This is a genomic window from Uliginosibacterium sp. sgz301328 (genome assembly GCF_041807905.1).
Classification (GTDB): domain Bacteria; phylum Pseudomonadota; class Gammaproteobacteria; order Burkholderiales; family Rhodocyclaceae; genus JBGVSA01.
In genome coordinates this window covers 37,156-63,069 of sequence record NZ_JBGVSA010000011.1, presented here as the reverse complement: position 1 = coordinate 63,069, position 25,914 = coordinate 37,156, and the positions used below count along the sequence as shown (strand labels likewise).

The 25,914-nt window shown below is 63.3% G+C and carries 24 protein-coding genes; 16 read left to right on the top strand and 8 right to left on the bottom strand.

The genetic code is table 11. The features are described 5' to 3' along the window. The first annotated feature begins 10 nt into the window (after positions 1-10). The gene (gene amrS / locus ACDA63_RS10205; RefSeq protein ID WP_373663127.1) at positions 11-1,084 is read left to right on the top strand and encodes an AmmeMemoRadiSam system radical SAM enzyme; all 1,074 of its coding nucleotides are present in this window, start codon (positions 11-13) and stop codon (positions 1,082-1,084) included. Between the two features lies 1 nt (position 1,085). Here amrS and ACDA63_RS10200 read toward each other — a convergent pair whose 3' ends face one another. The 5 genes from ACDA63_RS10200 to ACDA63_RS10180 all read right to left on the bottom strand — a co-directional run bounded on the left by ACDA63_RS10200 (position 1,086) and on the right by ACDA63_RS10180 (position 4,079). Continuing rightward, positions 1,086-1,514 carry a YqaA family protein gene (locus ACDA63_RS10200; protein ID WP_373663126.1) on the bottom strand — a complete coding sequence of 143 codons (429 nt, stop codon included), beginning with the start codon at positions 1,512-1,514 and terminating at the stop codon, positions 1,086-1,088. 6 nt (positions 1,515-1,520) lie between these two features. Continuing rightward, positions 1,521-1,814, bottom strand: a complete 294-nt coding sequence (locus ACDA63_RS10195) for a DUF167 domain-containing protein (protein WP_373663125.1) — start codon at positions 1,812-1,814, stop codon at positions 1,521-1,523. After that, positions 1,811-2,386: a YggT family protein gene (locus ACDA63_RS10190; RefSeq protein WP_373663124.1), complete on the bottom strand. Its 576-nt coding sequence runs from the start codon at positions 2,384-2,386 to the stop codon at positions 1,811-1,813. Before ACDA63_RS10190 ends, ACDA63_RS10195 begins: the two co-directional genes overlap by 4 nt. Positions 2,387-2,451: 65 nt before the next feature. Next, entirely contained in the window at positions 2,452-3,261 is an 810-nt protein-coding gene (proC, locus tag ACDA63_RS10185; protein WP_373663123.1) for a pyrroline-5-carboxylate reductase, read from the bottom strand. A gap of 125 nt (positions 3,262-3,386) precedes the next feature. Further along, a complete protein-coding gene (locus ACDA63_RS10180) occupies positions 3,387-4,079 on the bottom strand; it encodes a YggS family pyridoxal phosphate-dependent enzyme (RefSeq protein WP_373663122.1) in 693 nt (230 codons plus the stop codon). Between the two features lie 103 nt (positions 4,080-4,182). Between ACDA63_RS10180 and ACDA63_RS10175 the strand changes: the two genes are divergently transcribed. Next, a complete protein-coding gene (locus ACDA63_RS10175; RefSeq protein WP_373663121.1) occupies positions 4,183-5,229 on the top strand; it encodes a type IV pilus twitching motility protein PilT in 1,047 nt (348 codons plus the stop codon). A gap of 48 nt (positions 5,230-5,277) precedes the next feature. Further along, positions 5,278-6,411 (top strand): PilT/PilU family type 4a pilus ATPase, encoded by a 1,134-nt coding sequence (locus tag ACDA63_RS10170; protein ID WP_373663120.1) that lies wholly within the window; start codon positions 5,278-5,280, stop codon positions 6,409-6,411. 39 nt (positions 6,412-6,450) lie between these two features. Here ACDA63_RS10170 and ACDA63_RS10165 read toward each other — a convergent pair whose 3' ends face one another. Then, positions 6,451-7,107 (bottom strand): hypothetical protein, encoded by a 657-nt coding sequence (locus ACDA63_RS10165; protein WP_373663119.1) that lies wholly within the window; start codon positions 7,105-7,107, stop codon positions 6,451-6,453. A gap of 157 nt (positions 7,108-7,264) precedes the next feature. On the opposite strand from ACDA63_RS10165, the gene ACDA63_RS10160 reads away from it, so the two are divergent. Then, on the top strand, positions 7,265-7,474 hold the full coding sequence (locus tag ACDA63_RS10160; RefSeq protein WP_373663118.1) for a hypothetical protein: 210 nt from the start codon (positions 7,265-7,267) through the stop codon (positions 7,472-7,474). Positions 7,475-7,555: 81 nt separating this feature from the next. Here the strand turns inward: ACDA63_RS10160 and ACDA63_RS10155 are convergent, their stop codons facing one another. Continuing rightward, positions 7,556-8,728 (bottom strand): class I SAM-dependent RNA methyltransferase, encoded by a 1,173-nt coding sequence (locus tag ACDA63_RS10155; RefSeq protein ID WP_373663117.1) that lies wholly within the window; start codon positions 8,726-8,728, stop codon positions 7,556-7,558. A gap of 231 nt (positions 8,729-8,959) precedes the next feature. Here ACDA63_RS10155 and hemF point away from each other — a divergent pair, with 231 nt between their 5' ends. From hemF to pdxH, 11 genes are all read left to right on the top strand, one after another. Further along, on the top strand, positions 8,960-9,946 hold the full coding sequence (gene hemF, locus ACDA63_RS10150) for an oxygen-dependent coproporphyrinogen oxidase (protein WP_373663116.1): 987 nt from the start codon (positions 8,960-8,962) through the stop codon (positions 9,944-9,946). A 350-nt stretch (positions 9,947-10,296) separates the two neighbouring features. Then, positions 10,297-11,058 carry an ABC transporter ATP-binding protein gene (locus tag ACDA63_RS10145; RefSeq protein ID WP_373663228.1) on the top strand — a complete coding sequence of 254 codons (762 nt, stop codon included), beginning with the start codon at positions 10,297-10,299 and terminating at the stop codon, positions 11,056-11,058. Between the two features lie 41 nt (positions 11,059-11,099). After that, positions 11,100-11,882, top strand: a complete 783-nt coding sequence (locus tag ACDA63_RS10140) for an ABC transporter substrate-binding protein (protein WP_373663115.1) — start codon at positions 11,100-11,102, stop codon at positions 11,880-11,882. A 58-nt stretch (positions 11,883-11,940) separates the two neighbouring features. Further along, entirely contained in the window at positions 11,941-12,633 is a 693-nt protein-coding gene (locus ACDA63_RS10135) for an ABC transporter permease (protein WP_373663114.1), read from the top strand. 6 nt (positions 12,634-12,639) lie between these two features. Continuing rightward, the gene (locus tag ACDA63_RS10130) at positions 12,640-13,374 is read left to right on the top strand and encodes an ABC transporter permease (protein ID WP_373663113.1); all 735 of its coding nucleotides are present in this window, start codon (positions 12,640-12,642) and stop codon (positions 13,372-13,374) included. Between the two features lie 97 nt (positions 13,375-13,471). Continuing rightward, complete coding sequence (uraA, locus tag ACDA63_RS10125; protein ID WP_373663112.1) at positions 13,472-14,755, top strand: uracil permease; 1,284 nt, start codon at positions 13,472-13,474, stop codon at positions 14,753-14,755. 166 nt (positions 14,756-14,921) lie between these two features. Continuing rightward, entirely contained in the window at positions 14,922-18,845 is a 3,924-nt protein-coding gene (locus ACDA63_RS10120; RefSeq protein ID WP_373663111.1) for a DUF3683 domain-containing protein, read from the top strand. A 119-nt stretch (positions 18,846-18,964) separates the two neighbouring features. After that, entirely contained in the window at positions 18,965-19,981 is a 1,017-nt protein-coding gene (locus tag ACDA63_RS10115) for an MBL fold metallo-hydrolase (RefSeq protein ID WP_373663110.1), read from the top strand. A 180-nt stretch (positions 19,982-20,161) separates the two neighbouring features. Further along, positions 20,162-21,079, top strand: a complete 918-nt coding sequence (locus tag ACDA63_RS10110) for a substrate-binding periplasmic protein (protein ID WP_373663109.1) — start codon at positions 20,162-20,164, stop codon at positions 21,077-21,079. A 141-nt stretch (positions 21,080-21,220) separates the two neighbouring features. Continuing rightward, positions 21,221-22,327 carry a glycoside hydrolase family 105 protein gene (locus ACDA63_RS10105; RefSeq protein WP_373663108.1) on the top strand — a complete coding sequence of 369 codons (1,107 nt, stop codon included), beginning with the start codon at positions 21,221-21,223 and terminating at the stop codon, positions 22,325-22,327. A gap of 63 nt (positions 22,328-22,390) precedes the next feature. Then, positions 22,391-22,993, top strand: coding sequence for a pyridoxamine 5'-phosphate oxidase (gene pdxH / locus ACDA63_RS10100; protein WP_373663107.1), 603 nt, complete (start codon positions 22,391-22,393; stop codon positions 22,991-22,993). A 4-nt stretch (positions 22,994-22,997) separates the two neighbouring features. Here the strand turns inward: pdxH and ACDA63_RS10095 are convergent, their stop codons facing one another. Continuing rightward, positions 22,998-24,263, bottom strand: coding sequence for an NAD(P)/FAD-dependent oxidoreductase (locus tag ACDA63_RS10095; RefSeq protein WP_373663227.1), 1,266 nt, complete (start codon positions 24,261-24,263; stop codon positions 22,998-23,000). Positions 24,264-24,312: 49 nt separating this feature from the next. Between ACDA63_RS10095 and rng the strand changes: the two genes are divergently transcribed. Further along, positions 24,313-25,767 carry a ribonuclease G gene (rng, locus tag ACDA63_RS10090; RefSeq protein WP_373663106.1) on the top strand — a complete coding sequence of 485 codons (1,455 nt, stop codon included), beginning with the start codon at positions 24,313-24,315 and terminating at the stop codon, positions 25,765-25,767. The last annotated feature ends 147 nt before the right edge of the window (positions 25,768-25,914 follow it).

The following is a 25,914-nucleotide window of genomic DNA, read 5'->3' as shown; positions in this document are numbered from 1 at the left end:
GAGGCACACCATGAATCATCCGGGCCGCTGGTGGCACGCATTACCCGATGGACGCATCCAGTGCGATCTGTGCCCGCGCCAATGCCGCCTGCATGAAGGGCAACGTGCGGCATGCTTCGTCCGTCAGCGCGAAGGCGATGCCATCGTCCTGACCACGTGGGGGCGCAGTTCCGGTTTCTGCCTCGATCCGATCGAGAAGAAGCCGCTCAATCATTTTCTGCCCGGTTCGAGCGTGCTGTCCTTCGGCACGGCAGGCTGCAACCTCGCATGCAAGTTCTGCCAGAACTGGGACATCTCCAAGTCGCGCGACATGGATCGGCTCATGGACACCGCTACGCCGGCGCACATCGCCCATGCCGCCATCGCGGCCCGCGCGGACAGCGTCGCCTTCACGTACAACGATCCGGTGATCTTCGCCGAATACGCCATCGACATTGCGCGCGAATGCCGCCACGCGGGCGTAAAGACGGTTGCGGTGACGGCGGGCTACATCGGCGAAGCGGCCCGCGAGGAATTCTTCGCGGCCATGGATGCCACCAACATTGACCTGAAGGGATTCACCGAGGCGTTCTACACGCAACTGACCGGTGCGCGCCTCGGTCCGGTGCTCGACACGCTGCGCTATGTGCACCACCACACCGACACCTGGCTTGAGATCACCACGCTGCTGATTCCGGACGCCAACGACAGCGACGAGGAAATCACAGCACTGTCGCAATGGGTGGCACGGGAACTGTCGCCAGAGGTGCCGCTCCACTTCACGGCGTTCCATCCGGACTTCAAGCTGACCGATCGGCCTCCCACGCCGCATGCGACGCTCACGCGCGCTCGCGCCATCGCGCGTCGAGAAGGGCTGCGCCACGTGTACGTGGGCAACGTGCGCGACCGCGAAGGCGCCACTACGTATTGCACGGGCTGCGGCAAGGCGCTGATCGTGCGTGATGGCTACGCCATCGTCGATTACCGACTCAACGCCGCCGGCCGCTGCCCTGACTGCGGCACACCGCTGGAGGGGCGTTTCGGCGCGCATGCGGGGCACTTCGGCAACCGTCGCATCCCGATCCGCATAGCGGTCGCGGCGTAAGTCACAGGATCAGCACCGCAAGCACGACATAACGCGTGGTCTTGGCGACGGTCACGATGGCGAGAAACACGCCGAAGGATTCGCGCATCAGCCCTGCGGCAACCGTGATCGGGTCCCCGATCAGCGGCGCCCAGCTCAACAGAAGTGACCAACGCCCCCAGCGGCGATACCACTGCTGGGCCTGCGCCAGCCGAGACTCGCTCACCGGAAACCAGCGACGGTGACGGAAGTGCTCGATGTAGCGGCCAAGCAGCCAGTTGACGCATGCGCCGGCGACGTTCGCGACGCTGGCGACCAGCACGAGGAATATTGCGGGCTGATGCCCTGCCAGCAGCAGGCCTGCCAGCAACGCTTCGGATTGCGCGGGAAAGATGGTGGCGGCGAGGAATGCCGCAGCGAAGAGACTGCCATAGGCGGCGAGCGCGCCCATTCCCGCTCAGGTCAGGCTGGCTTCGAGCGCGGCGACGGCGGTGGTATCCGCGCCGTGCACACGTACGATCTTGTGGCGCGATGTGTCGCCGCTGACGAGTTCGACATCCGCACGAGCCACGCCGAAATACTTGGCAAGAAACGCCAGCAGCGCGGCGTTGGCCTTGCCTTCGACCGGCGGCGCGGCGAGCCGGATCTTCAGCGCGTCGCCATGCAGACCGGCGAACTCGGTGCGCTTGGCACCCGGCTGTACGTGCAGCGTCAGCGAGATGCCGTCATCATTGCGCCGCAGCCAGCTCACGAAATGATCAGCATGAAGAATGCGCCGCGCAGGTGCTGCAGTACGTAGAGCGCGATCTGCACCACCAGCAGCAGGACCAACGGCGAAAGGTCGATGCCGGAGATCGGCGGAATGACACGGCGGAAAGGCGCGAGGAACGGCCGCGTCAGCACGTTGAGCGCAGGCGCCAGCGGTGAATGGGGATTCACCCAGGACAGTACCGCGCCCACGATGACGGCGAACATCAGCAGGTACAACGCGCTCTTGACGACGTCCAGCGCGCCCACGGCGAGCACGCCGCCCAGCGCAGTGACCGGGTTGCCGAACGACGCGCCGACCAGTACGACGGTCAGCACCGTGAGCAGCACCTGGATGCCCCAGGCGGGGATCAGCGCAGAGAGATCGAGGCGCCCCATGCTTGGAAAAAGGCGCTGCGCAGGCAGCACGATCCAGTTGGTCGTGGCGAGCACGAATTGCCCGAGCTGGTTGACGAAAGACACGCGCATCCAGCGCATGGCGGTACGGATCAGCAACATCATCGTGATGAAGCCGCCAACCGTTACGAGAATCATCGAGAGTAGGCCACCCAGCATGCTGTCCCCGGAAAATCGTTGATCGTCTGTGTGCCGCCATGCGTTCGGCAGGCGGCGCCCTACACTCAGTCCTGACTTTGACGGCCGAGTTCCCGTCCGCGTTCGGTAGCCGCCGCCACGGCGCGGCCGATCAGCGCCGGCAGGCCGTCCTGCCCCATGCTGCGCAGCGCCGCTTCGGTCGTGCCGCCCTTGGAGGTGACGCGCTCGCGCAGCACGCTGCACGGCTCGGTACTCTGCGCCGCCAGCGCCGAGGCGCCGGTGAATGTCCGCAGCGCCAGCGTACGCGCCGTCTCTGCCGGCAAGCCCTGGGCTTCGCCCGCCGCCTGCAGGGCTTCGATGAAGTAGAACACGTACGCCGGGCCGCTGCCCGAGACGGCGGTCACGACATCGATGAGCGATTCGGCATCGACCCACACGCTGGTGCCGACCGCGCCGATGATGCGTTCGACCGCCGCCCGCTCGTCCGCGCTGACGCTCGGATCGGCGAACAGGCCGGTGACACCCTGCCCGATCAGCGCCGGGGTGTTGGGCATGGCGCGCACGATTCGCGTGTGCCCGCCGAGCCACTTCGACACGCTGGCGAGCAGCGTACCCGCCGCGATGCTGACCACCGTCTGGCGCGACATGCGCCCCGCGAGCGGCACCAATGCGGCCTGCATCTGCTGCGGTTTGACGGCCAGCACCAGCACGTCGCAGTCCACGACGTCGTCGGTAAGCGAGCCCGCCGTACGTACGCCGAACTGTGAGGCCAGGCGGGCGCGACCTTCTTCCGAGAGTTCGACGACCGCGATGTCCTGCGGCGCGAAACCCTGCTTGAGCATGCCGCCAATCAATGCGGAGGCCATGTTGCCGCCGCCGAGGAAAGTGATCTTCATGTGTACGAAAGCGCCGGCACGGTCGCACCGGTTGCGCTTTTTCATCCTGTAAGGAGTCGGTTTTGCCGGCTGCGGTGCCTGGCAAAACCCACGCCTCACGCGGGCGGCATGGCGCCGCCCTGTCGTCACGCCGCTGGTCGCTCGCCGAAAATCGCGCTGCCCACGCGGACCAGCGTGGCGCCTTCGGCGATGGCCATCTCCATATCGTCCGACATGCCCATCGACAGCGTATCCATATCGAGCCCGAGCGCGGCGTTCAGGTCGTCGCGCAGACTTCGCAGAAGTGCGAATCGAGCACGAATGACGAGCGCATCGTTGCTCGGCTCGGGGATGCACATCAAGCCCCGCAAGCGCAATCGCGGCAGTACGGCGACGGCTTCCACCAGGGCGCGCGCTTCATCCGGCGCGACGCCGCTCTTGCTTGCTTCGCCGCTGACGTTGACCTGCACGCACACGTTGAGCGGCGGCAGATGCACGTCGCGCTGCTCGGACAGGCGCTGCGCGATCTTCAGCCGGTCGACGGAGTGCACCCAGGCGAAATTCGCCGCCACGGGGCGCGTCTTGTTGCTCTGAAGCGGGCCGATGAAATGCCACTCGATGGGCAGATCGGCCAACGCCGCAAATTTGTCGAGCGCTTCCTGCACGTAGCTCTCGCCAAAGGCGCGCTGACCCGCCTCCCATGCTTCGCGCAACCCGGCGGGCGGCACCGTCTTGGAGACCGCCAGCAATCCTGCGCTACCCGCCGCTCGTCCATTTTCCCGCTCAGCGGCACCCATCCGGGCACGAACAGCCCTCAGGCTGGCCTCAATGCCGGGCATATAATCGATCCATCGTTTCTATCCAGAAGCGTCGGGGAGTATAGCAGTCCGCTCAAGGCTGCCCGCGCTCGGCGCTGCATCGACAACGAACCAGACCCGCCCCATGGACATTACCGAACTGCTGGCGTTTTCCGTCAAGAACAAGGCTTCCGACCTGCACCTGTCAGCCGGCCTGCCACCGATGATCCGTGTAAACGGGGACGTACGCCGCATCAACCTGCCGCCGCTGGACCATAAAGAGGTCCACGCGATGGTGTACGACATCATGAACGACGCGCAGCGCAAGCAGTACGAGGAATTCCTCGAGTGCGACTTCTCGTTCGCCGTGCCCAACCTGGCGCGCTTTCGCGTCAACGCGTTCCAGCAGAACCGCGGCGCCGGTGCGGTGTTCCGTACCATTCCGTCGAAGGTGCTGTCGCTGGACGATCTGAATGCGCCGCGCATCTTCAAGGACATTTCCAACCAGCCGCGCGGCGTGGTGCTGGTGACGGGGCCGACCGGCTCGGGCAAGTCGACCACCCTGGCGGCAATGATCGATTATCTCAACGAGAACGAATACGGCCACATCCTCACCATCGAGGACCCGATCGAATTCGTGCACGAATCCAAGCGTAGCCTGATCAACCAGCGCGAAGTGTCGCGCGACACGCTGAGTTTCTCGAACGCACTGCGCTCGGCGCTGCGCGAAGACCCGGACATCATCCTCGTGGGCGAGTTGCGCGACCTCGAAACGATCCGCCTCGCGCTGACCGCGGCCGAAACGGGTCACCTGGTTTTCGGCACCTTGCACACCTCGTCGGCAGCCAAGACGATCGACCGTATCGTCGACGTGTTCCCGGCCGAAGAGAAGGAAATGGTGCGCGCGATGGTGTCCGAATCGCTGCGCGCCGTGATCTCGCAGACGCTGCTCAAGACCAAGGACGGGCAGGGGCGCGTCGCGGCGCACGAGATCATGATCGGCACGCCGGCCATCCGCAACCTGATCCGCGAGAACAAGGTGGCGCAGATGTATTCAGCGATCCAGACTGGTCAGCAGTACGGCATGCAGACGCTCGACCAGTGCCTGCAGGATCTGGTCCGCCGCAATGTCATCTCGTCGGCCGAAGCCCGTCCGCGCGCGATGAACAAGGACCTGTTCCCCGGCAATTGACGACAGGGGCCGCCATGTGCCCCCACACCCAACTGAGGATGCGCTGCGATGGAACGCGACCAGGCAATCAAATTCATGAACGACCTGCTCAAGCTCATGATGAGCAAGAAAGGGTCGGATCTGTTCATCACCACGGGCTTTCCGCCGGCGATCAAGATCGACGGCAAGATCGTGCCGCAGTCGAACCAGTTGCTCAGCCCGCAGCACACGGCGGAGTTGGCGCGCGCCATCATGAACGACCGGCAGGCGGCGGAATTCGAAGCGACCAAGGAATGCAACTTCGCCATCTCGCCGTCGGGTATCGGGCGCTTCCGCGTGAATGCCTTCGTACAGCAGGGCCGCATCGGACTGGTGGCGCGGACCATCGCGCAGAAGATCCCGACGCTCGATGAGCTGGGCCTGCCGGCCGTGCTGAAGGAAATCGCCATGACCAAGCGCGGTCTGGTGATTTTCGTGGGCGGTACGGGCACCGGTAAGACGACCTCACTGGCGGCGATGGTCGACTACCGCAATGAGAACAGCCAGGGCCACATCATCACGCTGGAAGACCCGATCGAATTCGTCCATCAGCACAAGAACTGCGTCATCACGCAGCGCGAAGTGGGGCTGGACACCGACTCGTGGGAAGCGGGCCTGAAGAACACGCTGCGTCAGGCGCCGGACGTGATCCTGATGGGTGAAATCCGCGACCGCGAGACCATGGACTACGCCGTGGCGTTTGCCGAAACCGGCCACCTGTGTCTGGCGACGCTGCACGCGAACAGTTCCAACCAGGCGATCGACCGGATCATCAACTTCTTCCCCGAAGATCGTCGCGCGCAATTGCTGATGGACCTGTCGCTGAACCTGCGCGCGCTGGTGTCGCAACGCCTGCTGCCGATGCGCGATCGCAAGGGCCGCGTACCAGCCATCGAAGTGATGCTGAACTCGCCGCTGATCTCGGACCTGATCTTCAAGGGCGAGGTCCACGAGATCAAGGAAGTGATGCGCCGCTCGCGCGAGCTGGGCATGCAGACCTTCGACCAGGCGCTGTTCGATCTCTACGAAGCCGGGCTCATCACGTTCGAGGACGCCCTGCGCAACGCCGACTCGGTCAACGATCTGCGCCTGCAGATCAAACTCAACAGCAAGCTGGCGGCGAAGGACTTGCTCGCCGGCGTTCAGAACCTGGACATCATCTGAAACCGTTCGGGGGCCGTCATGGACAGCGCCCCGGTTTCGTCAGGGCGCGGCGCACTGAGCCGCCGGATCACGGCAATCGAGCAAAGTGTATTTGGCGTTGTCGTGGTCGCTCCGGCTGGCGTCCATCTTCAGGCTCAACAGTCTGCCGTCGCTGCCATACACCACCGTGAGCTGCTCCCCTACGCCGTTGTAGGCGCCGTTGCCGGCACGATGCAGGTCGTACTTCACGTCGATGCGCAATTCGATGGTGTTGCTGACGCGCTTGGGCACGACGTGATAGCGCGCATTCAACGTTTCGGGCACATACGTGCCGTCACCCGCATACTGCACCGTCAGCATGTTGCGCCACCCGGCCCCATTGGCGATCCGCTTGGGAAATAGCATGGCCGTCGCTGTGTCGTGCTGGAACGGGGCGCCATCCAGCAGAATCGTTCCGCACGGTTTGTCACCTCTCCACAGCCAGAACTCGCCCAGACCCACCAGGCTGACCGACACATAGTGAGTCTTGGCGGCCGTCCCGACGATATTCCACTGCTCTCGCGTGCAGCGGTAGCGTTGTGGTGCATTCGCGGCGGCTTGCGGCTCCGGCGCCGGTACGACGACTGCCGCACCCGATTCGAACCCCGACTCCGCGTGCACGGCCCCTGCGGCAGCCATGCCCATTAAGGCAGCCGCGCACATATTCCGCATTTTCATGACTTTCCCCCGGTTGGCCTGGACAGGCCGTTCTTATTTGTCGAACGCAATGTTAGCGCGGAGGGAGAATTCACAAACAGTGTGTAGGAAACTGACTTGCCGCAGAAAGTACTCACATGGGCTCGTACATAGTGAGCAATCTTCTGGAGGGAATACCATGCCTCAATACACCAAGGCTGAACACTGCTGCGGCACATGCAATTACTGGCACGGCCAACGCCGCCCGGATTTCACTCGCCAATACGCGATCATCGAATCGACAGGGTCCGTCGGGCGTTGCCTGCGTCCCCAGTCCGAACATCTCGGCTCCGGCATGCGTGCCAACACACCTTGCGAAAGCTGGCTGGCCTGGGGCGTACTGCGCTAGCAAGCCCTCACACGTCGAAGCAAGAAAAAAGGGCGCCACGAGCGCCCTTCTGTTTTTGGCCCAGCCGCGCGGATGGCAGGATCAGCCCTGCTCGCCTTCCGGCATGGCTTTCTCGCGCCGGTTGTAGCCGGCGACGATCCGATATTCCAGGAGGCGACATTCCAGTTCGCCGTTCATCAGGGGAGTACGGCGGCTGGCCTTCAGGCCGACGTGTTTCGGAAAGGCGCTGTCGGCGGTCAGGAAATGGCAATGCCAGCCGGCGAAATGACGCTTGAGCGCGTCGCCCAGCTTGGGATACCACTCAACCAGTTCGCTTTCCTCGCCCAGACGCACACCGTAGGGCGGATTGCTCACCAGGGCGCCGGCCGGCGCGGGCGCATCCAGTTCCAGCACGTCGCCGACGCGCAATTGCACCAGATCTGCCAGGCCCGCCGCGGCGAGGTTGTGGCCGGTGGCATCGATCTGCCTGCGGTCGATGTCGGCGCCGTAGATGTCCAGCTTGCGCTTGGGCGCCCGACGCTGCTCGGCCATGGTGCGTATGCGGCGCCACACCGCCTGCTCGCAATGGCGGAATTTTTCGAACGAAAAACTGCGGCCCAGTCCGGGGGCGACGTCCAGCGCGATCTGTGCCGCTTCGATCAGGAAAGTGCCACTGCCGCACATCGGATCGAGCAACGGCTCGGCGGGGGTCCAGCCCGACAGCTTTAGGATGCCAGCGGCGAGATTCTCTTTCAGCGGCGCTTCGACCTTGGCGCGCTTGAAACCGCGCTTGTAGAGCGGCTCGCCGGAGGTATCGAGATACAGCGTGCACGTCTCGGCGGTGATGAAGGCGTGGATGCGCATGTCCGGCGCTTCGGTGTCCACGCTCGGCCGGGCGCCGGCGACGGTACGGAAGTGGTCGCACACGCCGTCCTTGATGCGCAGCGTGACGAAGTTCAGGCTCTTGAGCGGCGAACGAATGGCCGTGACATAGATGCGGATCGTGTCCTGCGGCGTGAACCACTTTGCCCAGGTGGTCGCGTAGGCGAGTTTGTAGATTTCTTCTTCGCTGCGATAGCGCGTATGCCCGACGCGCCACATCACGCGCGTGGCGATGCGGCTTTCGAGGTTGGCGCGGTACGCCACCGCCCAGTCTCCTCCGAACTGCACCCCGCCCGGCACCTTGGCGATGTCACTGGCGCCCAGTCCGGAGAGCTCGTCGAAGAGGAGGTCTTCAAGACCGCGGGGACAGGGGGAGAAGAAGGTTTCGGACATGGCTGTGCTTTCGATTCGAGGGGCGAAGTGTACCGCTTATTGGGCGAAAGGCCGTGCTGACAACGGTTTTGGCATCGTTGTGGCGGATTTGGATCGTTGCCATCGCGCCGTTGGAGGCCATCTGCCATGAACGCACGGAAAGGTCGCACGCCAGCCTCCATGAACGTTGTCCCCAACACTCTGCCCCTTTCGCGCTATTCTTGCGATTTGTTTTCATTCGCAAGTACCGCCATGGTCACCGCCGTCCGCAACTACCTGCTCGATCTCCAGGAGCGCATCGTCAGATCGCTCGAAGCTTTCGATGGCAAGCCCTTCCGTACGGAAGCCTGGGAGCGCCCGGGAGGCGGGGGCGGCATCACGCGCGTCATTGAAGACGGACATTTCTTCGAGCGCGGCGGCGTGAATTTTTCGCACGTTATGGGTAAGGGCTTGCCGCCCTCGGCCACGGCGCATCGTCCGGACCTTGCCGGCACCGGATTCGAGGCGATGGGGGTGTCGCTCGTGCTGCATCCGCGCAATCCGTACTGCCCCACCGTCCACATGAACGTGCGGTACTTTGTGGCCCACCCACAAGGCCAGATGGAGGACGGCCCCCGCTTCGCCGCCGCACCACGCCCAAATAGTCGCGCGATGGCGCAAGGCCTGTCCGGCACGGCACGACCGGATGCGGGTGCGCCGACATGGTGGTTCGGCGGTGGCATGGACTTGACGCCCTATTACGCATTCGAAGAAGACGTGCGGCACTTTCACCGCACCTGCCAACGTGCCGTCGCGCCGTTCGGCCCCGAGCTTTACCCGCGCTTCAAGGCCTGGTGCGACAAGTACTTCTTTCTCAGGCACCGCAACGAGGCCCGCGGCGTGGGCGGCCTGTTCTTCGATGATTTCAACGAAGGCGACTTCCAGCACAGCTTCGGGATGATGGCCAGCGTGGGCGACGCATTCCTCGACGCCTACATGCCCATCATCGAGCAACGCCGCGATATGCCTTATGGCGAGCGGGAGCGCGATTTTCAAGCCTACCGGCGCGGGCGCTACGTCGAATTCAATCTGGTCTACGACCGCGGCACGCTGTTCGGCCTGCAATCGGGCGGACGTACCGAATCGATCCTGATGTCGCTGCCGCCGGCGGTGAACTGGCGCTATGACTGGCACCCGCTGCCCGGCTCGCCAGAGGCCGCGTTGTACGAACAATTCCTGCCCCCCAAGGATTGGGTGTAGCGAGTTCGGCGGCAGGCACGCGTCCAGCAAACCCGGGTGGAGCATGTCTGGCGCGGTCCCGCAAGCGGGATCTCGCCAACTTTTGACGCCACTCGATGGCTGCTAGATTGACATCCGCTATTGTTTTCAGTCGTGTTGATCAGAGGCGGGTGACAATGCCCACAAACCCGTCGGAATTTGCCGGGCGACTCGTCAGAGCCTGAGCCGGGTTGTGCGATCCGTCGCATGTCAGATTGAATCTGATATTCAAGGCGCTGGCGATTCCGCACGAAAGGTGCCGGCTGTCGAGTCCTCTGTCTCAACGCGCTATCCATTAAGAACACCAGGACCCCATGCCATCCAGCCCCCTCATGCTCGAAGCGCGCGACATCCATAAGCGTTTCGGCCAACATGAAGTGCTCAAGGGCATCTCGCTGGCCGCCAGCAAGGGCGACGTGATCTCCATTCTCGGCTCTTCGGGGTCCGGCAAGAGCACCTTCCTGCGATGCCTCAACTTTCTTGAGATGCCCGACCAGGGCGATGTGGTGCTCGATGGCGAGCAAGTCCGCCTGCGCGTGGATCGTCGCGGCCGGCGCGTGGCGGAAGACCCTGCCCAGATCGAGCGTATCCGCGCACGGCTGTCGATGGTGTTCCAGAATTTCAATCTCTGGGCGCACATGACGATTCTGGAGAATCTCATCGAAGCGCCCATCCACGTGCTGGGCGTGCCGCGCAATGAAGCCATCGAGCGGGCCAACGCGCTGCTCTCCAAGGTCGGCCTGTACGAACGCCGCGACTATTACCCTGCACATATTTCGGGCGGCCAGCAGCAGCGCGCAGCCATTGCCCGCGCCCTGGCGATGGAGCCCGAAGCGTTGCTGTTCGACGAACCGACTTCCGCGCTCGACCCCGAACTGGTCGGCGACGTACTCAAGGTCATGCAAGACCTTGCATCGGAAGGCAGCACGATGATCGTCGTCACCCACGAGATGAGTTTTGCCCGCGAAGTGTCTTCGCAGGTCGTCTTTTTGCACGAAGGTCGTATCGAAGAACAAGGCACGCCGGACAAGGTGTTCAACCACGCCGAATCCGAGCGCTGCCGGCAATTTCTGTCCAACACGCTCAAGGGCTGACGCCCCGCCGCCGACCAACCGTTTCCACACCGAGTCCAACCATGAAACGTTATCTGATCGCTCTCGTCCTGGGCTGCATGGCCCTGACCACCCACGCGCAGGAGCGCGTGCTGCGCGTCTCCACCGACGGCAGCTACCCCCCGTTCTCCGAGACCTCTGCCAACGGTGAGATGACGGGTTTCGATATCGATATTGCCAAGGCGCTGTGCGCGCAGATGAAGGCGCGCTGCGAGATCAAGCAGATCGCCTGGGACGGCCTGATCCCGGCGCTCAATACGCGCAAGATCGACGCCATCATCGCTTCGATGAACGCCACACCGGAGCGCATGAAGAACGTTGCCTTCACCGATTCGTACTATCAGAACCCCGGCATTTTCGTGCGCAAGAAAGGCGCGAAGATCGAAATCACCCCGCAAGGCCTCAAAGGCAAGACGCTGGGCGTGCTGCGCTCGTCCGTGTTCGATCGCTATGCCACCGAAAAGCTCAAGGGCCAGGTCGAACTCAAGCGCTACAGCTCGCAGACCGATGCCAACCTCGATCTGCGCTCGGGTCGCCTCGACCTGCTCTTCGCCGATGCACTAGTGCTGGAAGACGGCTTCCTGAACCGTCCGGAAGGCAAGGACTATGAAGTCTTCGGCCCGGCCATCACCGACCCGGTCTACTTCGGCAACGGCATTTCGATCGCCGTACGCAAGAACGACAAGAAGCTGGTCGAGGAATACAACGCCGCCATCAAGGCCATCCGAGCCAGCGGCGAATACCAGAAGATCAGCAACAAGTACTTCGGCCGCGACATCTACGTCATGCCGAAGTCGGCAAACTGATTCACGCTTGATTGAAACCGGGCGCCGCGCGCGGTGCCCGTTCGACCCCTCTATCCCTATGCCAGCCGAGCTGCCCGGTTACCTGGCCAATATTTTCCACGGCGCCTGGATCACGCTTGCCGTGGCCCTGGTGTCGCTCGCGCTGTCGCTGGCGATCGGCGTGACGGTCGCGCCTCTGCGGCTGTCGCCCAATCCGCTGCTGCGCGCGCCAGTGACGCTGTACACCACGCTGTTCCGTGGCGTGCCCGATCTCGTCCTGATGTTCCTGCTGTTCTATGGCGGGCAGGACGTCGCCAACAACATCACTGACCACTTTCAGCTCGACTACTTCGAGATCAACCCCTTCATCGCCGGTTGCGTGACGCTCGGGCTGATCTTCGGCGCCTACATGGCGGAGACCTTTCGCGGCGCCATCCTTGCCATCCCGCATGGGCAGATCGAAGCGGCGCAGGCGTTCGGGCTATCAAAGCGCCATATCTTCCGTCGCATCGTCTTTCCGCAGATGCTGCGCAACGCACTGCCAGGGCTCGGTAATAACTGGCTGGTGCTGCTCAAGACGACGGCACTGGTATCGATCATCGGCCTGTCGGACATGGTGTTCCGCGCCGATCTGGCCGCCAAGAAGACCATGCCATTTTTCTTCTACATGGTCGTGGCGTTGATCTTCCTCGTTTTCACCAGCATTTCAGTGCTGGTGCTGCGCCGACTCAAGCGACGCTTCAACCGCGGTTTTGCCGTGCGCGAGGGCTGATCAGCCATGTTCTCTTACTTCATCGAACGCCTGCCCAGCATCACCGATAACCTCGGCGCCTTTGCCGCGGGCGCGTGGACGACCATCTGGCTGGTCGGCACGGCCCTGCTACTGGGGTTGTTGATCGCCGTTCCAGCCGGGATCGTGCTGGCACGCAGCGAAAAATCATGGTTGCGCTGGCTGGTGGCGGGATACAGCCATTTTTTCCGTGGCACGCCGATGCTGGTGCAGGCGTACATCATTTATTACGGCGTCGGCCTGCAGTTGTCGCTGCATTTCCCTGCCATCCAGGAGATGGCCGTGTGGCCGATCCTGCGCGAAGCCTGGCCCTGGGCATTGCTGGCGCTGATGCTCAACACTGGCGCCTACACGTCGGAAATCGTGCGCGGCGCGATTGAAACGACACCGCAGGGCGAGATCGAAGCGGCCCGCGCAATGGGCATGTCGCCCGGGCTCGCCATGCGCCGCATCGTGCTGCCGAGCGCGGCACGCCGCGCCATGTCCGCCTACGGCAACGAGATCATTTTCCTGCTGCAGGGCTCGGCCATCGTCAGCACCATCACCATCGCCGACATCACCGGCGTGGCGCGCGACGTCTATGCCAACTATTCCGAGCCCTACCTGCCTTTCATGATGGCCGGGCTGCTGTATCTGTTGATCACCAGTGTGGTGGTGTTCGCTTTCCGCCTGCTGGAAAAGCGCTACTTCCGCCATCTGAAAACACGCACGCTGTCGGCCTGATCCGGCGCCGTGCCCGTCGCCGTGGCGGCGACTCGCGTCATGTTTGATTCGCGCGGATAATCGCGCCGGTTTGCCAATAACAAAGGGGGGATTTTTCATGACGCGTCGCGTTATCGGGGTCGACGAGCGTCTGCCGCTGTTGCAGACGCTGCCGCTGAGCCTGCAGCATCTTTTTGCCATGTTCGGCGCCACCGTGCTGGTGCCGATCCTGTTCAAGGTCAATCCGGCGACCATTCTGCTGTTCAACGGCATCGGCACGCTGCTGTACCTGTTCATCTGCCGCGGCAAGATTCCCGCTTACCTGGGTTCGAGCTTCGCCTTTCTGTCGCCCGTTTTGCTGATCCTGCCCACGCATGGCTATGAAGCCGCACTGGGCGGTTTCATCGTATCGGGCGCGATCTTCTGCATCGTCGCGCTGATCATCTCGAAAGCCGGTACGCGCTGGCTGGACGTGATCTTTCCGCCTGCGGCGATGGGCGCCATCGTGTCGGTGATCGGCCTTGAACTGGCCGGCGTCGCCGCCGACATGGCCGGCCTGCTGCCCAAGGCAGGCGCAATGGCCGACGGCAAGGTCGTGCTCGTTTCGCTGGCCACGCTGGCGATCACGGTACTGGGCTCGGTACTGTTCCGTGGCTTCCTGGCGATCATCCCGATCCTGATCGGCGTGCTGGCAGGTTATGCGCTGGCCGGCGCGATGGGCATGGTCAACTTCTCGGGCATCGAGGACGCCGCGTGGTTCGCGCTACCGACCTTCTACACGCCGCGCTTCGAATGGGTGGCAATCATCACCATCATCCCGGCCGCGTTGGTCGTCATCGCCGAGCACATCGGGCACCTGGTCGTCACGGCCAACATCGTGCAGAAGGACCTGATGAAAGACCCGGGCCTGCATCGCTCGCTGTTCGCCAATGGCCTGTCGACCATGTTCTCGGGCTTCTTCGGTTCGTCGCCCAATACCACTTACGGTGAGAACATCGGCGTGCTGGCCATCACCAAGGTCTACAGCACCTGGGTGATCGGCGGCGCGGCCGTGCTGGCGATCCTGCTGTCGTGCGTGGGCAAGCTGGCGGCGGCGATCCAGGCCATCCCGGTACCGGTCATGGGCGGTGTGTCGCTGCTGCTGTACGGCGTGATCGCCGCGTCCGGCGTGCGCGTGCTGATCGAGTCGAAAGTCGACTACAACCGCCCGCAGAACCTGATCCTGACCAGCGTGATCCTGATCATCGGGGTCTCGGGCGCCAAGATCCAGATCGGTGCGGCGGAGCTCAAAGGCATGGCGCTGGCGACGGTGGTTGGCATCGCCATGAGCATCGTCTTCCGCCTGATCAGCCACTACCGCAAAGAAGAAGAGATCGTCGAAGACCTCGGCGGCAGCCACTGAGCGCGATCTGCGCTTTCCCCGACCGGCAGCCCGTTCTACGTGGTCGGTCGGGGCCGGTTTTGGCCATACAGGCAGAAACCCCACTGGCGGCGGGGCCGCTTTAGGCGTCCAAGCAGGTAAAATGCTGAACTTTTAGCCGCTGCGAAGCCGCCAGCCCGCCACCACGATGCAAGCCGCCCCAGAATTCGCCACCCACCAGCCGGCTGCACCGGCACGCCTGCGCGAGATCCCGTACAACTACACCTCGTTCTCCGACCGCGAGATCGTCATCCGTCTGCTCGGCGCGCCGATGTGGGAGGTGCTCGAATCGCTGCGCAGCGAACGGGTCACGGGGCGTTCCGCGCGCATGCTGTACGAGGTGCTGGGCGACATCTGGGTCGTGCAGCGCAATCCGTACCTGGAAGACGATCTCGTCGACAACCGCGGCCGCCGGGGCGCGCTGGTCTCGGCCCTGCGCCACCGACTCGATGAAGTCGAAAAGCGCCGGATCGAATCCGAAGGCGACGATCATGATCGCGCCGCCAAGGTCGGGCTATTGGTCGAAGCTGCCCGCGGCGCGGTGGACGACTTCGCCCGCCACTTCGAGAAAACCTACGACCTGCGCAAGCGCGCGCAGAAACTGCTGACGCGCCACACGCGCCGCGACAATATCTGCTTCGACGGCTACGCCCGCGTCGCGCACGTCACCGACGCCACCGACTGGCGCGTCGAATATCCCTTCGTGGTGCTCTACCCCGATACCGAAGAAGAAATCGGTCATCTGGTGCGCGACTGTATTGAACTCGGGCTGACGATCATCCCGCGCGGGGGCGGCACGGGTTACACCGGCGGTGCAGTGCCGCTGACGCCGTACTCGGCAGTCATCAACACCGAGAAACTCACACAACTGGACAAGGTCCAGATGGTGCAGTTGCCAGGCGTGGAAGAACCCTACGCAACCGTGTTTACCGGCGCCGGCGTGGTAACGCGCCGCGTGATGGACGCCGCCGAAGAAGCCGGTTTTGTGTTTGCCTGCGACCCGACCTCGGCCGATGCGTCCTGTGTGGGCGGCAACGTCGCCATGAATGCCGGCGGCAAAAAGGCCGTGTTGTGGGGCACCGCGCTCGACAATCTGGCCTCGTGGAAGATGGTCATGCCGGACGGCAACTGGCTGGAAGTGATCCGCCAGTCGCACAACCTGGGCAAGATCCACGATCAGGAAGAAGTCGTCTTCCTGTTGCGTCGCTTCGACGCCAGCGGCAAGAAGCTGCTGTCCGAAGAAACGCTGACCATGCCGGGCGAACGCTTCCGCAAGGTCGGCCTCGGCAAGGACGTGACGGACAAGTTCCTCGGTGGCCTGCCGGGCATCCAGAAGGAAGGCACGGACGGCATCATCACGTCGTGCGTGTGGATTCTGCACAAGATGCCTCCGCACACGCGCACCGTGTGCCTGGAGTTCTTCGGCCAGGTACGCGAAGCCGTGCCCGCCATCGTCGAGATCAAGGATTACATCGACCGGCTGCCCAAGACCGGCAACGCCCGCGTCATGCTGGCCGGCCTCGAACACCTCGATGAGCGCTACGTGAAGGCCGTCGGCTACGCCACCAAGGCCAAGCGCCATGGCCGGCCCAAGATGGTGCTGATCGGCGACATCGTCGGCGACGACGACGAAGCCGTCATGCAGGCCGCATCCGAAGTGGTCCGCATCTGCAACCGCCGCGGCGCGGAAGGCTTCATCGCCGTCACGCCGGACATGCGCAAGAAGTTCTGGCTTGACCGCGGCCGAACAGCCGCCATCGCCAAGCACACCAACGCCTTCAAGATCAACGAAGACGTGGTGATTCCCCTCGAACGCATGGGCGATTATTGCGACGGCATCGAGCGCATCAACATCGAGCTGTCGATCACCAACAAACTCAAGCTGACCGACGCCATCGCAGCATTCCTCGATGGCGACCTGCCCATCCGCAGCAACGATGAGCAGCTTGAGAAAGAAGTGCTCCTGTCGGATCGTCGCGCCCGCGCGCTCGAACTGGTGTCGCACGTGCGCGCCCGCTGGCAGTGGATCTACGACAACCTCGACACGCCGCTGGCCGAAGCCGAGGCGAAGTTCGCCGAACTGGGCATCGAAGCGGGCGAGCTGACCAACAAGGCAGCCAACCCGACGCTGTTCCACCGCGTGCAGGACTATTCCGTCCGCATTTCGTGGAAAGACGAGCTGAAAGAACCGATCGAAGAGGTCTTCGAGGGCAACCTCTACAAGCCGGTGCTCGACAAGTTCGAGCAGGTGCACACCGAAGTGCTGCGCGGCCGCGTGTTCGTGGCGCTGCACATGCACGCGGGCGACGGCAACGTGCACACCAACCTGCCGGTCAACTCCGACCACTACGAGATGCTGCAGGAAGCCAACGCGGCCGTCGTGCGCATCATGCACCTGGCGCGCAGCCTCGGCGGGGTGATCTCGGGCGAACACGGCATCGGCATCACCAAGCTCGAATTCCTCACCGAAGACGAAATCGCGCCGTTCCGCGCCTACAAGAACAAGGTCGACCCGGAAGGTCGTTTCAACAAGGGCAAGCTCATGGAAGGCGGCGACCTCACGCACGCCTATACGCCGAGCTTCAACCTGATGGGCCACGAGTCGCTCATCATGCAGCAGTCGGACCTCATCGATATTCAAACGTCGGTGAAAGACTGCCTGCGCTGCGGCAAGTGCAAACCCGTGTGCGCCACGCACGTGCCGCGCGCCAACCTGCTCTACAGCCCGCGCAACAAGATCCTCGCTACGTCGCTGCTGATCGAAGCCTTCCTGTACGAAGAGCAGACGCGCCGTGGCGTGTCGATCAAGCACTGGGCTGAGTTCGAAGACGTCGCCGATCACTGCACCGTATGCCACAAGTGCTACAACCCGTGCCCGGTGGACATCGACTTCGGCGACGTGTCGATGAACATGCGCAATCTGCTGCGCAAGATGGGCAAGCAGACGTTCAATCCGGGCAAGGCGGCGGCGATGTTCTTCCTCAACGCCACCAACCCGCAGACCATCAAGACGGTTCGCACCCTCATGATGGAATGGGGCTTCAAGGGGCAGCGATTCGTCGCCAGCCTGATGAAGCCCGTCGCCAAACGCCAGACGGCCTTGCCGCCTTCGTCGCTCGGCCGCCCCGAGATGAAGGCGCAGGTGGTGCACTTCTTCAACAAGAAGATGCCGGGCAATCTGCCCAAGCGCACCTCGCGCGCGTTGCTGGACATCGAGGATGCCGACGTCATTCCGGTCATCCGCGATACGGCCAAGACCACCAGCGATTCCGAGGCGGTGTTCTACTTCCCCGGCTGCGGCTCGGAGCGCTTGTTCTCGCAGGTCGGCCTTGCCACGCAGGCGATGCTGTACCACGTCGGCGTACAGACCGTGCTGCCGCCGGGCTATCTGTGCTGCGGCTATCCGCAGCGCGGCGCGGGCCAGTACGACAAGGCCGAGAAGATGAGCACCGACAACCGCGTGCTCTTCCATCGCGTCGCCAACACGCTCAACTATCTCGACATCAAGACCGTGGTGGTCAGTTGCGGCACCTGCTACGACCAGCTCGCAATGTATGAATTCGAGAAGATCTTCCCGGGCTGCCGGATGATCGACATCCACGAATACCTGCTCGAAAAGGGCGTGGTGCTCGACGGCATCAGCGGCGTGCGCTACATGTACCACGAGCCGTGCCACACACCGATGAAGCTGCAGGACGGGACCAAGACCACCAACCAGTTGCTCAAGCTGGCCGACGGCAGCCGTGTGGAAAAGACCGACCGCTGCTGCGGAGAGGCCGGCACGCTGGCCGTGGCGCGCCCCGACATTTCGACGCAGGTCCGCTTCTCGAAGGAAGAGTCGATCAAGCGCACCGCCGACAAGCTGCGTGCCGACGGCTTCGACGGCCCCGTGAAGCTGCTCACCTCATGCCCGGCCTGCCTGCAAGGCTTGACGCGCTACGAGGATGATGTGGAAGGCATGGACGCCGATTACATCGTCATCGAAATGGCCAAGCGCGTCCTCGGCGAGAACTGGATGAGCGAGTACGTCGAACGCGCCAACAAGGGCGGCATCGAGCGCGTTCTGCTGTAAGCCTCAGCGGGCGGACGTTGCAGCACGCGTCCGTCCCGCGCATCACCCACGTTGTTGTTCACCATCCGTAGCGAAAGGCCGCCAGCCATGGCGGCCTCTCTCTTTGCATAGGAGCGACCATGTCTACCACGTGCCACAAAGCGTTTAGAACCCTTCTCCAGGTGGCGTTACCGGCCCTGATGATCTGCGCCAGCGTCACGGCGCTTCCTGCGGCAGCCCAAACGACGAAGCCCGCCCAGCCGGTTGCGCAGGCCGGTACGCAAGTGCCCGGCTATTACCGCATGCAGTTGGGCGACTTTGAAGTCACGGCGCTGTACGACGGGTTCGTCGTGCTCGACCAGAAACTGATGAAGGGCGCCAGCGCCAAGGACATCCAGTCGCTGCTGGCGCGCATGTTCCTGAGCACGACCGAAGGGACGCAGACCGCGGTCAACGCCTACCTCGTCAATACCGGCACGCACCTCGTGCTGGTCGATACAGGCACGGCACAGTGTTTCGGGCCGAACCTGGGCAACATCGCTGCCAACCTGAAGGCTTCGGGCTATACGCCGGAGCAGGTCGACCTCGTACTGCTCACGCATTTGCATCCCGACCACGCCTGCGGACTTCTGAATGCCGACGGCAAGGCCGCCTTCCCCAACGCGGTGGTACGGGCGTCCCGGGTCGAGGCCGACTACTGGCTGAGCGAGAGCATCGCGGCCAAGGCGCCGGCCGATGCGCAGGCTTTCTTCAAGATGGCGCGCGACGCCGTGGCGCCCTACGTCACTGCAGGCAAGTTCTCGACCTACTCCGCCGGAGAAACCTTGCTGCCGGGCCTGGCAATCGTGCCGACGCCGGGGCACACGCCGGGTCACACCAGCTACCTGTTCCAGTCGAAAGGACAGAGCATCCTGCTGTGGGGCGACATCATCCACAACCATGCGGTGCAATTCGCGCATCCGGAGGTCGCTTTCGATTTCGACGTCGACAGCAAGACGGCCATTGCCACGCGCAAGCGACTGCTGGCCAACGTGGCGAAGGAAAAATTCTGGATCGGCGGCGCACATCTGCCTTTCCCCGGCATCGGCCACGTGCGCGCAGACGATCAAGGGTATAGCTGGGTGCCCGTGGAATTCACTCCGATGAAGGCCAAGTAGTCCGCGCCAGCAGCCCTGCCACCCCATGCGCCGTCGCCACACATGACAGCGCATGGGGCCAAGCGTTTTGTCCGACAAATCCGCACGTCCGACGACTTCGTCAGCCGCATGACACTCGCGTGAAGGGACTGACGCAAAAGACATTTTTCGGATAGTCGGATCATAAAGCCGACACGAAACGTGACACGAAGTACGATCTTTTCCCATTTCGTCGACGCGCGCTTGCAGGCAAAGTACACCTTTCGCCGAACCCACCCGTCCGATGCGATGGCGTTTGTCCGCCGATTCCTCTGCTGCCTGCTGCTGATCACTCCCTTTGCGTATGGCCCCCAGGCTCGTGCCGCGGGCGAGGTGATCGATCTGCGCTTGCCCACGCTATCGTCCGGGCGACACGTCTATTACGTGAAGCTGCTCGAGGAATCGCTCAAGGCTGCAGGCTATGTGCCGCGCATCACGCTGATCGACCCGATGCCGCAGCCGCGCATCTGGCACGCGCTGGCCGCAGGGCAGATATCGGCCGTGTGGGGCGTGCAGACCGAGACGCGCGATCGGGATTTCCCGTCGATCGCCAATGCGCTGACTTCGGGAATCATCGCGCAGCGCGTGTTCGTCATCCATGCAGGCACGGAATCCGCTTATGCAGATGTGAATACACTGGCCGACCTGCGCGCCACCGGCAAGATCGGTGGCGTGGGCGAAGGCTGGTATGACGCAGAACTATGGCAGTTCAACCGGTTGCCCGTACTCATCAAGTCCGGCGACTGGCAGGCGATGTATCGCATGGTTGGCAATGGCGACCGCAATGTCGATTACGTCGTGCGCGGTGTGAATGAAGCTGTCGACGAAATCAGTGCGCTGCCGGGCCTGGTGATCGAACCGAACCTCGTACTGGTGCATGACAGGGATATGCGTTTCTACCTGTCGCCTGCGAACGCCGCGCTGGCACCGATCATTGAAGATGCGCTGGCGCGCGCTGACCGCAACGGACTGAAACGAAGACTGATCGCGCAGTACATCCTGCCGACGCTGGCACCGCTCAAGCTCGACAAGCGGCGCCGGCTGTTGCTGACGCCGCCGGCCAGCGCCAGTCAGCGGTAATGGCAGTTGTGTGCAAATCGATCATATTGAGTGTCCTGGAGGGCATGGCTCCGCCCCCATTGATCTGACGCATCACGATAGCGCCACGGCAAGTCCTTAATGGGCGTTGGTCGTCGCAATACAGAATCACCCGGCTTCACCATGACACACCCTTCCTGGTCCATCCGCATGGCCGACACGGCCCTCCACCGCTGGCGCAAGCTGCCGGCGGAGTGGTCGCATGAGCACGGTGTGCTGTTCAAGTCCCTGCTCCACGTATGGCGCATGACGGGCGAGACGCGCTACCTGGATTTCGTGCGCGGCCACATGAACGCAGTCGTCGATCCGGACGGCCACATCGCCGGCTACGACCTGCGCCGCTACAGCCTCAACGACCTGATGTGCGGCCGCGTGCTCTACCGGCTGTTCCAGCATGCCCGCGATGCGCGTTACCTCAAGGCTGCCTCGGTCTTGCGCACGCAGTACCTGCGCCAACCGCGCACCTTGTCCGGCAGCTTCTGGCACAAGCGCGAATTTCCCGATCAGGTGTTTCTCGACAGCGCCTACATGGCCGTGCCGTTCTACGTCGATTGCGCCCGCAGCGAACGCAACAAGCCGGCGTTGTTCGACGCCGGCAACCAGTTGCTCGAGATGGCGGCAAAACATCAGGACCCTGTCACCGGGCTGTATTTCCATGGCTGGGACGAAACGCGCCGCCAACCCTGGGCGGATCCCGAAAGCGGCTGTTCGGCCTCTTTCTGGAGCCGCGCGACAGGCTGGTTCGCCATGGCGCTGGTCGACACGCTCGACCTCTTGCCCTCGACGCACGAACAACGGCCGGCGCTGACCAACACGTTGCGCCGCCTCGTCCGCGCCTTGCTTGCCGTGCAAGACGCCGACAGTGGCCTGTGGTGGCAGGTGCTCGACCAGGGCGGGCGTCCTGGCAACTACCTGGAATCTTCGGGCTCAGCGATGTTCATCTACGCCATGGCTCGTGGCGTGCGTCACGGTTACGTGGTGGATAGCGATGTCCGCGCCCGCGCGGAACGCGCCTTTGCCGGCCTGCTCGATCATGACGTGGAAAGCGATGCCAATGGCTGGCTGACGCTGCACAACACCTGCAAGAGTGCCGGGCTCGGCCTGACGCCAGAGCGCGATGGTTCGTTCGATTACTACGTGAGCGAACCACGCGTAGACAACGATCCCAAGGGCGTGGCGGCATTCATCCTGGCGGCCACCGAAATAGAACGTCTGCAGGCAACCAGTTGATGCGCTGTTAAAAGCGGGGAGTAAGTCCGATAATGACGGGCTCCGCCAATCCCCCTGAGCATCATGTCAGTCAGCGCCACGACAACCGAACTCGTCACCCGCTTCAAGTCCTGGCTGGAAGACGCCAAGGGCGGCGAACCCAACGATCCGGACGCCATGTCCATCGCCACCGTCGGCGCCGACGGCATGCCGTCGGTGCGCATGGTGCTGCTCAAGGACGTGGATGAGCGCGGTTTCGTCTTCTACACCAATCTGGGCAGCCAGAAAGCGCACGAAATTGCCGCCAATCCGCAGGTGGCTCTGTGCTTTCACTGGAAGTCACTGCAACGGCAGGTGCGCGTGCAAGGTATCGCCGAGCCGGTGACCGACGCCGAGGCCGACGCCTACTTCGCCAGCCGCGCGCGCGACTCACGCATCGGCGCCTGGGCCTCAAAGCAATCGCAGCCGATGCAAGGTCGCTTCGACCTTGAAAAACGCGTGGCGGAATACGCACTCAAGTTCAACATTGGCACCGTGCCCCGGCCCGAGTTCTGGTCGGGCTTCCGCGTCGTGCCGAAGGCCATCGAGTTCTGGCAGGCCAAGCCCTTCCGCCTGCACGACCGCGTCCGCTACGTGCGCAGCGCCCCTGCCACGGACCAATGGACGGGCGATACGCTCTACCCTTGAGCGGCTACACCGCCATCCCGGCGGCGTAGCCGCTGGCCCAGGCCCATTGAAAGTTGTATCCGCCGAGCCAGCCGGTAACGTCCATCACTTCGCCGACGAAGTACAGACCGGGATGGGCCCGCACCATCATGGTTTTCTGGTCGAGCGCGCGGGTATCGATCCCACCTCGCGTCACTTCCGCCTTGCGGTAGCCTTCCGACCCCGACGGCGTAAGCTGCCAGTCGTGCAGATTGGCCGCCAGCGCGCGGAGCGCCTTATCGGCGGTATCGGAGATGGGGCGTCCCGCCAGACCATGACGACCGCACCAGGCGTCCGCAAGCCGACGCGGCATCCATTGCGCCAGCACGCTCGGCACATGTTGACGATTGCCCGGTTTGGCCGCCACCAGCGCATTGCCGAGATCGGCTCCCGGCACGAGATCGATGCACAGCGACTCGCCCGGCCGCCAGAACGACGATATCTGCAGGATCGCCGGCCCGGAGAGGCCGCGATGCGTGAACAGCAGATCCTCGCGGAACCCGCCCTCGCCACATCGCACATCCACCTCCAGCGACAACCCCGCCAGCTCGGCGAAGGGTGCCCATTGCATGGGATCGAACGTCAGCGGCACCAACGCCGGGCGGGGCTCGATGACCGCGACGCCCAACTTGCGCGCCAGGCGGTGCCCGAAATCCGTCGCGCCGATCTTCGGAATCGACAATCCGCCGGTCGCCACCACCACCGAAGCCACCTCGATCGACCCGCCGTCGGTGTCCAGACGCCAACCGCCAGCGATGGGTTGCACGTCCGTCACGCGGCAGGGACGGCGCCAGGCGACGCCGCCGTCGCGGCACTCGTCGACCAGCATGTCGATGATGCGGCCGCTGGAGTCGTCACAGAACAGTTGGCCCTTATGCTTCTCGTGCCACGCAATGCCGTGGGACTGTACGAGCTTGATGAAATCCTGCGGCGTGTAGCGTGAAAGCGCGGAGCGGCAGAAATGCGGGTTCTCGGACACAAAATTGGCGGGCCCCGCATCGATATTGGTGAAATTGCAGCGGCCGCCGCCAGAAATGCGGATCTTTTCCGCGAGCTTTTCGGCGTGGTCGATAAGCACGACACTGCGGCCGCGCTGCCCGGCCACCGCCGCACACATCATGCCGGCCGCGCCCGCCCCAATCACTGCCACGTCGAATCGATCCACCCGTTGCTCCTCCTTGCCAGCGGGCGATGATACTTGGCGCAGCGCGCCTCGCCCATCGGGGTGCCAGCTTTTCCGGCGCACAGTCACCGTCAATCGGTAGAATCGAGGGCAACCCCAATCCGCAAGACCGTGACCCATGAGCGAGGAATACCTGATCAACTTCACCCCGCAGGAAACGCGGGTCGCCCTGATCACGCACGGCCAAGTGCAGGAACTGCACATCGAGCGCGAACATTCGCGCGGACTGGTCGGCAACATCTACCTGGGCAAGGTCGTGCGCGTGCTGCCCGGCATGCAATCGGCATTCATCGAAATCGGACTGGAACGCACGGCGTTCCTGCACGTGGCCGACATCTGGATCGACCGGCAGCACGGCGAATCGCACAAGCCGATCGAGCGCATCCTGGCCGAAGGCCAGAGCCTGCTCGTGCAAGTGCTCAAGGACCCCATCGGCACCAAGGGCGCGCGGCTATCGACGCAGTTGTCCATTGCCGGTCGCCTGCTGGTGTACCTGCCCCAGGACCATCACATCGGAATTTCGCAACGCATCGAAAGCGAAACCGACCGCGAAGCGCTGCGCGAGCGCCTGCAACGGCTGATCCCGGGAGACGAGCAAGGCGGTTTCATCGTACGCACACAGGCAGAACAGGCCAGCGACGAAGAACTCACTGCCGACATCGCCTACCTGCGCAAGCTCTGGAACGAGATCGGCCATCGCCGCAAAACCGCGCAGCCAGCCACCGTGCTCTACCAGGACCTGACTCTCGCGCAGCGCGTGCTGCGCGACCTGGTTACGCACGAAACCGAGCACATCGTCATCGACTCGCGCGAGAACTTCCAGAAACTCAAGTCCTTTGCCTCCGAGTACATGCCGCAAGTCGTCCGCCTGCTCGACCATTACACGGGCGAGCGCCCACTGTTCGATCTGTACGGCGTCGAAGAAGAAATCCAGAAAGCGCTGGCCCGTCGCGTCGACCTCAAGAGCGGCGGCTATCTCATCATCGACCAGACGGAGGCGCTCACCACCATCGACGTGAATACCGGCGGCTTCGTCGGCGCGCGCACCTTCGACGACACTGTCTTCAAGACCAATCTCGAGGCGGCGCAGGCCATCGCGCGGCAACTTCGCCTGCGCAATCTCGGTGGCATCATCCTGCTCGACTTCATCGACATGGAAAGCGAAGAGCATCGCCAGGCCGTGCTGGCCGAATTGGCCAAGGCGCTATCGCGCGACCACACCAAGGTATCGGTCAACGGCTTCACCTCGCTCGGGCTGGTCGAGATGACGCGCAAGCGCACGCGCGAATCGCTGGCGCACGTATTGTGCGAACCGTGCCCGACCTGCAGCGGTCGCGGCGAAGTGAAAACCTCGCGCACCGTGGCCTACGAAATCCTGCGTGAGCTGGTACGCGAAGCGCGCCAGTTCAACGCAAAGGAATTCCGCGTGCTGGCCGCGCCCAACGTCATCGACCTGTTCCTGGACGAAGAAGCGCAGGCGCTCGCGGGCTTGCAGGACTTCATCGAGCGCCCGATCTCGCTGCACGCCGAATCGGGCTACGGGCAGGAGCAATTCGACATTGTGCTGCTGTGAGTTGATCTGCACCCATGCACGGCCACCACCAAAGAAATTTGGTGTTATACGTCAATATGTTATTGAACATCTAGTTGATCTGCAGTCATCCTCGTACAATTGCATCACCCCCATATTGGGTAGCTAGTTGGGTAGCTACCCACGGCG